Annotated in this window: 7 protein-coding genes; 1 reads left to right on the top strand and 6 read right to left on the bottom strand. The window is 71.5% G+C overall.

The window, feature by feature from the left end; translation table 11 throughout:
• Positions 1-41 precede the first annotated feature (41 nt).
• Genes QC385_RS40700 through QC385_RS40690 form a run of 3 tightly spaced genes read right to left on the bottom strand, consistent with a single transcriptional unit; the run spans position 42 to position 3,727 of the window.
• Positions 42-977, bottom strand: a complete 936-nt coding sequence (locus QC385_RS40700; protein WP_279546452.1) for a carbohydrate ABC transporter permease — start codon at positions 975-977, stop codon at positions 42-44.
• Positions 974-2,008, bottom strand: coding sequence for an ABC transporter permease (locus QC385_RS40695; RefSeq protein ID WP_279546451.1), 1,035 nt, complete (start codon positions 2,006-2,008; stop codon positions 974-976). The genes QC385_RS40700 and QC385_RS40695 overlap by 4 nt, the downstream gene beginning before the upstream one ends.
• A 27-nt stretch (positions 2,009-2,035) precedes the next feature.
• Positions 2,036-3,727, bottom strand: a complete 1,692-nt coding sequence (locus QC385_RS40690) for an extracellular solute-binding protein (protein ID WP_279546449.1) — start codon at positions 3,725-3,727, stop codon at positions 2,036-2,038.
• A 370-nt stretch (positions 3,728-4,097) separates the two neighbouring features.
• Here QC385_RS40690 and QC385_RS40685 point away from each other — a divergent pair, with 370 nt between their 5' ends.
• Positions 4,098-6,932, top strand: a complete 2,835-nt coding sequence (locus QC385_RS40685; protein WP_279546448.1) for a glycoside hydrolase family 3 C-terminal domain-containing protein — start codon at positions 4,098-4,100, stop codon at positions 6,930-6,932.
• Positions 6,933-7,043: 111 nt separating this feature from the next.
• On the opposite strand, the gene QC385_RS40680 is transcribed toward QC385_RS40685, so the two are convergent.
• The 3 genes from QC385_RS40680 to QC385_RS40670 form a co-directional block, all read right to left on the bottom strand.
• Positions 7,044-8,489, bottom strand: a complete 1,446-nt coding sequence (locus QC385_RS40680) for an aldehyde dehydrogenase family protein (RefSeq protein WP_279546447.1) — start codon at positions 8,487-8,489, stop codon at positions 7,044-7,046.
• Between the two features lie 121 nt (positions 8,490-8,610).
• Positions 8,611-10,284 (bottom strand): PucR family transcriptional regulator, encoded by a 1,674-nt coding sequence (locus QC385_RS40675; protein WP_279546446.1) that lies wholly within the window; start codon positions 10,282-10,284, stop codon positions 8,611-8,613.
• Between the two features lie 125 nt (positions 10,285-10,409).
• Positions 10,410-12,605, bottom strand: coding sequence for an ATP-binding protein (locus tag QC385_RS40670; RefSeq protein WP_279546445.1), 2,196 nt, complete (start codon positions 12,603-12,605; stop codon positions 10,410-10,412).
• Positions 12,606-12,651 lie beyond the last annotated feature (46 nt).

Here is a 12,651-nt window from a genome sequence, read left to right as displayed (position 1 = left end):
CAAACAACCGACAGTCCTACGGCGAACACTCACAAGGGGCGTCACCCCTTGACGGCCCCCGTGAGCATGCCCTTCTTGAAGTGCTTCTGGACGAAGGGCGACAGGACGGCGACCGGCAGCAGGGCCATCACCATGACCGCCATCTGAACGGCCAGCCCCGACAGCTGGCCGGTCTTGATGGCCTGGCCCAACCCCACCGGTGCTTCCTGCTTCTGCACCAGCTGGATCATGACGTTCTGCAACGGCATCATGTCCTGGTCGTTCAGGTACAGGGAGGCGTTGAACCAGGCGCTCCAGTACCCGACGGCGTAGAACAGCGTGACAACGGCGAGCACCGCCCGCGACAACGGCATGACGATCCGCCACAGGATCCAGAAGTCCCCGGCCCCGTCGATCCGCGCACTGTCGATGAGCTCCTGCGAGATCCCCATGAAGAAGCCGCGCAGCACGAGGATGTTGAAGACGCTGAGGGCACTCGGCAGGATCAGCGCCAGATAACTGTCGGTCAGGCCAAGGGACTGCACCAGAAGGTAGGTCGGGATGAGACCGGCGCTGAAGAACATGGTCGCCAGCAGCATCATCAGGATCCAGCGGTGGCCGAGGGAGCCGCTGCGGGAGAGGCCGTAGGCACACAGGACGGACACCGCCATCGAGAACAGCGTGCCGACGAGGGTGACGAGGACGCTGATGATCGCCGCGCGGGTGACCTGGCCGCCGCTGAGCAGTTCCTTGTAGGCGACGAAGGTGATGTCCTTGGGCACCATCACCAGGCCGCCGGCCTCGTCGATGGTCTTGCGTGAGGACAGGCTGGTGACGACCACGATCCACAGCGGGAAGAGAATCGCCAGGCAGGCCAGCGACAGGGCGAGACCCTTGCCGGCGAGACCGGCCCTGGAGGGCTCCTCCTCCCAGGCCGGCCGAGGCGGCGCCTCCCACCAGCCAGGTTCCTTCACCGGCTTGTCGATGACGGCGCTCACTTCTTGTACACCCCCTGCTCGCCCATGAGATGGGCCACCTTGTTCGCGGCGAGGACCAAGCCGATGCTGATCACGCCCTTGATGAGTCCGGCGGCGGCCGCGTAGCCGAAGTCCTGGTTGCGCACGCCGTTCCACCACACGAAGGTGTCGAGGACCTCGGCCGCGCCCGGTCCGACGGCGTCGCGTTGCAGCAGGATCTGCTCGAAACCGACGGTGAGGGCGTCGCCGACCCGCAGGACCAGCAGCAAGGCGATCACCGGGCGCAGCGCGGGCAGTGTGACATGCCACATGCGGCGCCAGCGGCCGGCGCCGTCCATCGCGGCGGCCTCGTACAGGTCCGGGCTGACCGAGGCCAGCGCGGCGAGGAAGACGATGATCCCCCACCCGGCGTCCTTCCACACGCTCTGCGCGGTGATCAGGAGGGGGAAGGTGTTCGGGTCGGTCATGATGTTGAGGCCGTTGTAATCGTGCTGCCGCAACAGCTGGGAGAGGATGCCCGCGCCGCCGAAGATCTGCTGGAAGACGGCGATGACCAGCACCCAGGAGAAGAAGTGCGGCAGGTAGAGAACGGCCTGTGCCACCGCCCGCACCCGGGGCCTGACCACGCTGTTGATGAGCAGCGCGAGCAGGATCGGGATCGGGAAGAACAGCACGAGCTGGAGGGAGAACAGCACCAGCGTGTTCTGGACGGCGTTCCAGAACGCCGAGTCCTCGAAGATCCGCTGGAAGTTCTCCATGCCCACGAAGGGGCTGTTCAGCATGGAGACGATGCCGTTGTCGCTGATGTAGGGGTCGTAGTCCTGGAAGGCGACGACGTTGCCGAGGATCGGCAGATAGTTGAAGACCAGGACCAGCACGACGGCCGGCAGGGTCATCAGGAGCAGGACGCGGTCGCGTCTGAACCTGAGCCACAGGCTCAGTTTCCCCGAGGGTCGCTTCTCCGGTGAACCGGTGGCGCCGCCGGACGCCACCGGGGTCTTCTCCGTCATGTCGGCCTCGGCCCTGCTCCGAGGCACCGTGCTGTGGGACACGGCCGTTCTCCTTGCCTCAGAGCCTGGTCAGCTCGCCGCCGAGCCGTTCTCGTCGAGGATCTTCTTGTACCAGTCGCGCAGCTTGTCGCCGCCCTTGCTCTTCCAGTCGGAGACGGCCTGCTGCATGTCGCTGATCTTCTTGCGGCCGCGGGTGATGTCGTCCTCGAGCTGCTCGAAGTCGTTGCCGAGGTTGGTGTAGCGGCCAGGCTCGGTGATCTGCATGCCCCAGAAGGAGGACTTCTTGGTGAAGGCGCCCATCCGCTGCTGCCACTCGACTTGGCCCTTGGCGACGTCCGGGAAGTCGGGGTGGGCGAGAGTCGCCGCAGGGCTCGCGACCATGACGTAGGCGTTCATCACCTCGTTGTTGCCCTTGTCGGTCTTGACCGGGACGCCGTCCTTGACGGAGTAGTGAGTGCCCTCGACGCCGTAGTTGGTCATCATGTACTCCTTGGTGCCGTACGGCGCGGCGGTGACGTTGGCGACGGCCAGCACGTCACGGATGACCGACTCGGAGGCCTTCTTGTTGATGAAGGCGAAGATGCCGGCCGGCTGATCGGCCCAGAGGTCTGGGTTGCCGCCGTCGTGGCCCCAGATGTCCATGCCCCAGATCTTGAACTCCGGGTTCTGGGAGGCCTGTTCGCCGGTGCGGCTCCACCACTGGGAGATGTTGTTGGGGTAGATCAGGAACTCGCCGGCGGCAAACTTAGGGCCGGGGTCGGGGGCGTTCTTGCCCAACTCGGAGTCGGGGTGCACGACTCCGGCGGCGAAGAGCTTGCGGGCCCACTCCAGGGCCTCGAGGTACTCCTCGGTCTCGATGCGGCAGATCAGCTTGCCGTCGACGAGGTTCCACCACAGCGGCTTTTCGCTGCCCGAGAGCACCCCGAAGTTCTGGAAGGCGGTCCACTTCATGTCGAGGCAGGCCCACCGCTTGGCCTTGGCGTTGGTGATCTCCTTGGCCAGCGCCATGAACTCGTCCGCCGACCGGGGGATCTCGTATCCCTCCTTGTCGAAGACGTCCTTGCGGTACAGCGGCACGATGCCGGTGACGTACGGGGCGGGCTGCGGCAGGCCGCGCAGTTTCCCGCCGAAGAGGGAACGCTGCCAGGCGTCCGTGGGGATCGCGGCGAGGTTCGGGAACTCCTTGACCGCGTCCCCGGACAGGTACGGGCCGAGGTCGGCGAACTTGTTGATGATGGCGCTCGGGATCTTGCCGTTCATGTTCCAGCCGGGGACGACCACCACATCCGGGATGTCGCTGGAGGCGAGGACGGCGCCGAGCTTCTGGTCGTAGGTGTTGCCGTCCTGGTTCTGCCAGACGACGTCGACGCCTATCAGGTCGTTCATCGCCCTGTAGTAGGCGTTGTTCTGCTGAGGCGGGGAGCCCCAGAACGGCGACATGATGGTGACCTTGCCACCCTTGCCGAGCTTCTTCGTGACCGAGGTCTTCAAAGTGGCCAGGTCGAGCTTGCCGGTGAAGCCCATCGCCGAGCCGTTCTTGGCCGGCATGTCCGGCTTCACCACGTTGCTGGCCACGAAGGCCGGCAGGATCTTCTTGGCGTCCTTGGCCGACGTGGTCCCGTCCCGCGACCCGCTGCCCGACCCGCCACACGCGGCAAGCAGCGGCATTCCCCCCGCCACCGCTGCGGTGGCGACCGCCGTGGAGGCGAGGAAACTTCTCCGGCTCGGTCCGGAGGAGGCGGAGGCGGCGTTCGGCGTCATTGCGTCAACCCTTCATGGCGCACCAGGACACCCGGCGGTGGGCCGTCGGCTGCGGTGTCTCGAGTGGAACTGGCTGAGCCGAAGCGATACTCCGACGCGTGACGAGGAGTGCGCACCACCGGGTGGCGGACTTCAGAGTCGAAGCGCTTCGATGTTGCTGCGAGGTTAAGTGAACACCCAGGGGCGCACAAGGGGCGATTCCAAGATTCCTCCGGGGTGTGCACAAGCGTGATGTGGCGCGTATGCCGCTTGCAACACCGCTGAAAGGCCGGAGTTGTTGCGCTGCGGTGTCTTGACACCCGCCCCCACGTCGAATGAGCATCGAAGCGCTTCGAAAGCGCCTCGTCGCTCCACCGCAAAGGGATCCCACGTGACCGCACCCACGCCGCCCAGTCCGCCGTTCCGCGATCCGCGCCTGCCGTTCGCGAAGCGGATCGACGACCTCCTGTCGCGGCTCACGCCGGCGGAGAAGATCGCCTTCCTGCACCAGTTCGCGCCCGCCGTCGAACGGCTCGGCATCGCCGCCTTCCGCACCGGCCAGGAGGCCCTGCACGGCGTGGCGTGGATGGGCCCGGCGACGGTGTTCCCGCAGGCCGTCGGCCTGGGTGCCACCTGGAACCCGGAGCTGGTGCGGCGCGTCGGCGACGCGGTGTCCAAGGAGGTCCGCGCGCTGCGCGCCAAGGACGACCGGGTCGGCCTCAACGTCTGGGCGCCGACCGTCAACCTGCTGCGCCACCCCCTGTGGGGCCGCAACGAGGAGGGCTACTCGGAGGACCCCAAGCTCACCTCGGCGATCGCCACCGCCTACACGCACGGCCTGCGCGGCGACCACCCGACCTACTGGCGCACGGCGCCCGTGCTGAAGCACTGGCTCGCCCACAACAACGAGACGGACAGGTCCACGACGTCGAGCTCGGTGCGCCCGCGCGTGCTGCACGAGTACGACCTGCGTGCCTTCCGCGAGACGGTCGAGGCGGGTGCGGTGGCCGGGGTGATGCCGGCGTACAACCTGGTCAACGGCCGCCCCAACCACGTCTCCCCGTACCTGGGCGAGCATCTGCGCGCCTGGACGGAAGAGGACCTGCTGGTCTGCTCGGACGCGGGCGCGCCGAGCAACCTGGTGGACTCCGAGCACTACTTCGACACGCACGAGGAGGCCACCGCGGCCTCCCTGGTGGCGGGCGTCGACAGCTTCACGGACCACGGCACGGACTCCTCGCAGATGATCGGCCGCCTGCGCGGCGCCCTGGAGCGCGGGCTGCTGTCCGAGGCCGACGTCGACACGGCCGTGCGCCGCCAGCTCTCGGTCCGCTTCCGGCTCGGCGAGTTCGACCCGGAGTACGACCCGCACGACGCCACCAGCGAGTTCGACACCCCGGCGCACCGCGCCCTCGCGCGGGAGGCCGCCGAGCAGGCAATCGTGCTGCTCAAGAACGACGGGGTGCTGCCGCTCGCCCCGGACACCCGGGTCGCGGTGGTCGGTCTGCTCGCCGACGAGTGCAAGCGCGACTGGTACAGCGGCACGCTCATCCACCGCTCGACCCCGCTGGAGGGGCTGTACGAGCGGTTCGGGACGGAGCGGGTGGAGTTCGCGGAGGGCGTGGACCGGGTCCGGCTGAAGACCTCGGCCGGGACCTTCCTGCACGTCCCCGAGGCGGACGCCGACGACGAGGTGCGCGGCGCCGAAGGCGCCCTCGACCCGGCGCTGCTCGCGGGCCGCACCGACCTGCCCCCGCTCACCACCGACGCGTCCGGCACCGAGCTGGCGCTGGTCGACTGGGGCGGAGGCGTGCTGACCCTGCGCGCCCCCGACGGCCGCTATCTCTCGGTCGCCGACGACGGCTGTGTCCGCGCCTCCGCCGACCAGCCGGGCGGCTGGATCGTCCAGGAGACGTTCCGTCTGGAACCGCACGAGAACGGGCACCTCCTGAAGCACCTGGGGACGGGTCGCCACGTGTGTGTCTCCGCCGACGGCGTGAAGGTTGCCGACGAAGATCCCGAGGTGTTCGAGCTGGTCGTCGTCGAGCGCGGCGAGGAGGCGGTGGCGCGTGCCGCCGCGCAGGCCGACGTGGTCGTGGTGGTGGCGGGCAACGATCCGCACATCAACGGCCGCGAGACCGAGGACCGCACAACCCTGCGGCTGCCCGGGCACCAGGATCGGCTGCTGCGGGCCGCCCGCGCGGCGAACCCGGCGACCGTGCTGACGCTGGTCTCCGCCTACCCCTACGCGGTCGACCCGGCAGATCTCCCGGCCCTGCTGTGGACCGCGCACGGCGGCCAGGCGGCCGGCACCGCCCTGGCCCGCGTCCTGGCCGGCGACGTCTCCCCCGCCGGCCGCCTTCCGCAGACCTGGTACGCCGACGACGCCGACCTGCCCGGCCTCCTCGACTACGACGTGATCGGGAGCCGGCAGACGTATCTGTACTTCGAGGGCACGCCCCTGTTCCCCTTCGGGCACGGCCTGTCGTACACATCGTTCGCGTACGACGGCCTGACGGCCCGCGTGGAGGACGGGTCGGTGCGCGTCTCCTTCACGGTCACCAACACCGGCGACGTCACCGCCGACGAGGTCGCGCAGCTCTACACCCGGGCCGTCGACCCGTCCGTCCCGCGTCCCCGCCGCGAGCTGCTGGACCACCGCCGCCTCACGCTCGCCCCGGGGGCGGCAGCCGGGCTGAGCTTCGAAGTCCCTGTCTCCGCCTTCGAGTTCTGGGACGTGGCCCAGGACCGGTGGCGTCTGGAGCCGGGCGCCTACGAGCTGCTGGCCGGAGCCTCCAGCGAGGACGTCCGGCTGCGGACGACCGTCACGCTCGACGGCGAGCCCGCCCTGCCGCGCGCGGTCGTCGCGGGCGGTCTGGCCGCGGCCGGCTTCGACGAGCAGAGCGGCGTCGAGATCGTCGACCGTACGAAGGTGTCGGGCGACGCGGTGACGCCGGCGGACGGGACGGCGGGCGAACTGGTCTACCGGGCCTGCGACTTCGGGCCCGGCATCTCCGGCGTGACGGTGGAGGTGGCCGGTGAGGGCACGGTCGAGCTGTCCCTCGACGGCGGCCCGGCGCTCGCGGTGCTGTCGACCGCCACGCCCACATCGGGCCCGTACGACTACGTCTCGCTCGGCGCGTCCGTCGCCGCCGCGGGCGTGCACGACGTGCACCTGAGACTGCGCGGCCCGCTGCGGCTCGCGCGCGTCGGCTTCTCCGGTTGAGGGTCCGGAGCAGGCCGACGTAAAGAAGGGGCCCGGCACCGGAAGGCATCGGTGCCGGGCCTCTTCGTCCAGCCTATATGAAAATGGTTCCCATGAGCTAGTGCCGGGGCGTCAGAGGCTGAGTCCGGTGAGCACCATCACGCGCTCGTACGTGTAGTCCTCCATCGCGAACCGCACACCCTCGCGACCCACGCCGGACTGCTTGACACCGCCGTACGGCATCTGGTCGGCGCGGTAGGACGGGACGTCGCCGACGACGACGCCGCCGACCTCCAGGGCGCGGTGGGCCCGGAAGGCGGTCTGGAGGTCGTGGGTGAAGACGCCCGCCTGGAGGCCGTACTTGGAGTCGTTGACGGCGGCGAAGGCCTCGGCCTCGCCGTTCACCTTCTGCACGGTGAGGACCGGTCCGAAGACCTCCTCGCAGGAGAGGGTGACGTCGGCCGGTACGCCGGCCAGCACGGTCGGCGCGTACGAGGCGCCGTCGCGCTTGCCGCCGGTGAGCAGCGCGGCACCGGCGTCGACCGCCTCCCGGACCCACGTCTCGACGCGCTTGGCGGCGTCCTCGCTGACCAGCGGCCCGACATCGGTGGCGTCGTCGCTCGGGTCGCCGGTGACCTGGGCCTCGACGGCGGCGACGATGCGCGGCAGCAGCCGGTCGTACACGGAGGCGTCCGCGATGACCCGCTGGACGGAGATGCAGGACTGGCCGCCCTGGTAGTTGGAGAAGGTGGCGATACGGTTCGCCGCCCATTCCAGGTCCTCGTCGCTCGCCCAGTCGGCGAGCACGACGGCCGCGCCGTTGCCGCCCAGCTCCAGGGTGCAGTGCTTGCGCGGCACCGAGTCCATGATCGCGTAGCCGACCTTCTCGGAGCCGGTGAAGGAGATCACGGGCAGGCGCTCGTCCTGCACCAGGGCGGGCATCTTGTCGTTGGCGACGGGCAGGATGCTCCAGGAGCCCGCGGGCAGTTCGGTCTCGGCCAGCAGGTCGCCGATGATCAGGCCGGACAGCGGGGTGGCCGGGGCCGGCTTGAGGATGATCGGGGCGCCGGCGGCGATGGCCGGGGCGACCTTGTGGGCACAGAGGTTGAGCGGGAAGTTGAAGGGCGCGATACCGAGCACCATGCCCTTGGGGAAGCGGCGGGTGAGGGCGAGCCGGCCCTGGCCGCCGAGGTCGGTGTCGAGGCGCTGGGCCTCGCCGCCGTTGAACCGCCGGGCCTCCTCGGCCGCGAACCGGAAGACGGACACGGCCCGGCCGACCTCGCCGCGCGCCCACTTGAGCGGCTTGCCGTTCTCGGCGGAGATCAGCTGGGCGATCTCCTCGGTGCGCTCGACGAGGCGCCTGCTGACGTGGTCGAGGGCGGCGGCGCGGACGTGGGCCGGGGTGGCGGCGAACTCGTCCCGTACGGCGTACGCGGCGGCCACGGCCTCCTCGACCTGCGCGTCCGTCGGCACGCTCACCTTGCCGACGAGCCGTCCGTCCCACGGGGAGGTGACGTCGAAGGTGTCCTCGCCGGTGGCCTCACGGCCGGCGAGCCAGAAGGCGTGGGTGGAAGTCATGTGGGTTCCGGCCCTTCGGCGTTGGGGATGTCCTGTCGTGCGGGTTCCACGGTAGGGGCGGGGTGGCCGAACGGCGTTTGTCCAGGGCGTAGCAATAGGGGGCGGGCACACTACGGTCTGGCTACTCGGAGGTGGTCGCCTTCAGGGCGAGCCAGAGCTCCATCCGTGCGTCGGCGTCGTCCAGGGAGCGGCCGAGGATCTCCTCGACGCGCCGCATGCGGTAGCGGAGGGTATGGCGGTGGACGCCGAGGTCGGCCGCCGCCGCGTCCCACTGGCCGTGCCGGGACAGCCAGGCGCGCAGGGAGGCGACGAGGTCGCCGCGGCCCGTGGCGTCGTGCTCGTACAGCGGCCGCAGCATGCCGTCGGCGAAGGCCCGTACCGCGTCGTCCGCCAGCAGCGGCAGCACGGATCCGGCCGCCATCTGCTCGTGCTCCACGAGGACGCGCCCACGCCGCCGCGCCACCGACAGCGCCTGCTCGGCCTGCTTGTACGCGGCGGACGCGGCGATGGGCCCGGCCGGCGTCGACAGGCCCACGACCAGTTCGTCCCCCTCGCCGCCCGGCACCTTCTCGCGCACATCGGCCCGGGCCGACTCCAGGGCGGCCGCGTACTCCCCGCAGGCCGCCGCGGCGGCACCGCCGTCCGCGGCCAGCACCACCAGCCGCTCCCCCTCCGGCACGACCAGAACGGCCTCGCCGGCCCGGGCCGCGGCGGACTCCATGACGTCGGCGAGCACCGCGAGGGGATCGCCGTTCGTGTCGGCCGCGGCGAGCGCGGCGGCGGAGGGCCGGTCGACGGCCGGGCCGCCGGTCCGGGCCTCGGCACGGGCCAGCGCGGCCGAGGCAGACACCGGCACCCGCTCCGCGACCAGCATCCGGAACGGCGCGTCCAGCAGCCCGCCGTACAGGTCCCCGGCGACCGCGCGCGCGTGGTCCGGCTCCCCGGCCAGCAGCATGCGCAGCACCGCCGCACCGATCCGCTGCTCGGCCGCCTGGAGGGACCGGGAGCGTTCCGTGGTCAGGGTCAGCAGGGCGATGGCCGAGTGGAGGGCGTAGCGTTCGGCGGTGCCGAGAGCGGCCGCGGTGCCCACGGCGAGGGCCGCCCGGGGACGCCGGCCGGTGCCGATGGTGTGCAGTTCGACCCGGTCCTCGTTCTCCGGTCCGCCGACCACCGACGAGGCGGGCGCGGGCCGTTCCCGCAGCCGCTGCACGTCGCCGGTGAGCCGCGCGGCCCGCCGTCCGGCCCACTCGGGCGCCGCGGCGACGACGGCGCCCGAGGCGTCGTACAGCGCGGCCCACCCGTCGACCTGCGAGGCCAGCGCGGCCAGCAGCCCCTCGGGCCCGCCCGTCTGCGCCTGCCTGGTCAGCTCCCGCTGGGCGGCGAACCCGGCCGTGACGGCCCGGTACTGGTCGGCGGCGATCGCGGCGGACACGGCCTTGCTGATGGCGAGGAACGGCGTGCGGCGCGGCACCTCCAGCAGCGGCAGGCCCTCCTCCTCTGCCGCGTCGACGAGCGCCTTGGGGATCTCCTCGTAGTTGACGCCGACGGCGAAGCCGAGCCCGACCACCCCGGCTCCGGCCAGCCGCCGTACGTAGCGGCGCATGGCCTCCGGGTCCTCGGCGTCCAGCTTCAGCGCGGTGATCAGCAGCAGTTCCCCGCCCTCCATGTAGGGCACGGGGTCGGCGAGCTCGCTGACGTGCGCCCAGCGGACCGGCACGTCGAGGCGGTCTCCGCCCGCCCGCACGGTGAGTTTCAGCGCGGAGTGGTGGACGAGCGAGGCGAGCGTCGGGGGCATGAGGCCTTCAGGTCTGCGTCAGGACGTGTGTGATCTTTGTGGGCTTTTGGCCGCCACGTATGAACGACCTGTGACGATTCTGCCTCACCGTACGATCCCCGCGTACCGGCACCGGCCGGAAGACGTCAGCCCCGAAGGTCCACCAGCAGCGGTGGCGCGTGCTCGCCCTTCACATCCGTCAGCGACAGCACCGCGTGCCCGGCCGGCACCCCGTGCGCCAGCTCGGAGGCGGACCAGCGCTCCCGCTCGACCTGCCGCACGGTCACCGCCCGCGCGGTCGGGGCCTTTCCGGTGATCACCCGGCGGAGCATGTGCACGGCCTTGCCCGCGGGCGTCTCCGCGATGATCTGCCGGTCGGTGACGTCCCTGGCCTCGATCCACTCCTTGCCCCAGACCTCGGCGAAGTCCTGCCCGTCCCACGGGGTGAGCCCCGACAGGGCCATCCGGCAGCCGGTGGCCCCGAGCAGCGGCCCGCGCAGCGGCCGGGGCACGTCGTCCAGCGTCCGCAGGGTCAGCACGACCCCGGCGTTGCCGGACCGCAGCCGCTGGATGCCGCGCACGGCCTCGGGCGTCACCACGCCGGTCGCGTCGTCGAGCACCAGACAGGCGAACAGCGACCGGTCCTCCCGTACGGCGACACTCGCCGTGAACTGCGCGAGCACCAGCCGCGCCAGCATCCGGGAGGCGTCGGCGTGCCCGCGCTCGGGCAGGTCGATCCGCACCCGCACGGGATGGTCGAGGGCCTTGAGGGTGAAGGGCCGAGTGGCCCCGGAGGTATCGAAGAAGGAGGCGAAGGCGGGCCGGTCCAGCAAGGCGACCCGATCCGCGAGCACCCCGCCGACATCACCCGGCTGCCCCATCTGCCGCTCCCGGGCGTCCAGTTCCCGCAGCAGCGACTCCTGCCCGGCGTCCTGGAGCCCCTGCCGCAGCGCGGCCAGCGGTTCCGGCGCCCCGTCCAGCAGCTGCCGCAGCTCCGGTACGGACGGAAAACGCCCGTGCACGGCCCGGAACGGCCCGAGCAATTGGGCGAGCACGGTCGTGGAGCGCCGGCTGTCACTGCCCGGGTGCGGATCGGCGAGATCCCCCACCAGCGCCTCGGCGAGCACGGCCGCGGCCTCGTCCGGGTCGCCGGTCCCCCCGTACAGATCCAGGTCGTACTCCGACTCCTGGTTCCCGATCCGCACGACGACGTCGTACGCGTCGGCCGGACCGAGCCCGGCCCCCGCCGCCCCGACCACGACCACGGCGGCCCGCCCGGCGAGAGCGTGCAGACACAGCGACTCGGCGAGCGGCCGCACGACGGCCCCGGTCTTTCCGGAGCCGGCGGGGCCGACGGCCACGAGCGAGGTGCCGAGCAGATCGGGCCCGAGGCCCAGGCCCGCACCGCGGTAGGTGTACGGGTTGCGGGAGTCGTCCACGGTCTTCCCGAGCCGTACCTGGCCGGTCATCAGGTCGTGCCGCGCGAGGCGCGCGGGCAGGTCGCGCTCCCCGGAGGGGTGGAGGCAGGCGGCGGCGCCGTCCCGCAGGACGGTGGAGCTGAAGGTGGCGAGGCTGTGCCGTCCGGTGCGCACGCCCTGCCAGGCACGGAGGATCCGGGCATGGTCGACGTCCCCCATGAGCCCGGAGCGGGCCTCGGCGGCGAGCCGCTCGGCGGCGTCGGCGGCTCCGGCGGCGCGGAGCTCGTTCCACTGGGCCGGGTCGTCCTGGGCAGTCGGCTGGGCCTCCTGGGACTCCGGTCGGCGCAAGCGCGGGGCCACGAAGCGGCGCCACACCTCGCCCCAGCGGCCGAGCCGGCTCACCCCGACCATGATCGCCAGGGCGACGAGCAGCTCGTACCCCCGGTACACCACGAACGTGCCGGTCTCGCCGATGCCGCTGTCGGCGCCGCGCCAGGCGTCGGGAACGATCAGGTCGAACGGCACCCACCACCAGTTGCCGAGGTAGCCGTTCTGGAGCAGCGACCAGATCAGCCATCCCACCAGGAAGGCGATCAACGCCCCGCTCAGCAGCTGCCGGGTGGGGATCTCCTCGGGCTGCTCCGTCGGCCGCGGCCGGTGCCCGAACCGCCACACGCCCGGCGGCGCCTCGGGCCGGGGCGTGCGCAGCCAGGTCAGGAAGGAGGAACCGTCCGGCATCGGGGGGACCCCGGGCGCCCGGGCCGGCCGGGGCGGCACAGCGGACACGCCCGGCGCGGCGCCATGGCCGTTCGGCGGCGCGCTGTGGCCGTTCGGCGGCACCGCGGGCACCTCCGGCGGCCCCGCCGGACGCGGCACCGGGTTCGCATGCGTACCCCGCGCCTCCTGCGTCCCGTCGCTGTCCATCGCCCTTGCCCCCTGACCAGCTGCTCCGTCGACCGTCCGCGAGCCA

The organism is Streptomyces sp. DH10 (assembly GCF_029813805.1).
Taxonomy (GTDB): domain Bacteria; phylum Actinomycetota; class Actinomycetes; order Streptomycetales; family Streptomycetaceae; genus Streptomyces; species Streptomyces coeruleofuscus.
The sequence above is the reverse complement of the archived record's forward strand: the minus strand, read 5'-3'. Positions and strand labels throughout refer to the sequence as shown.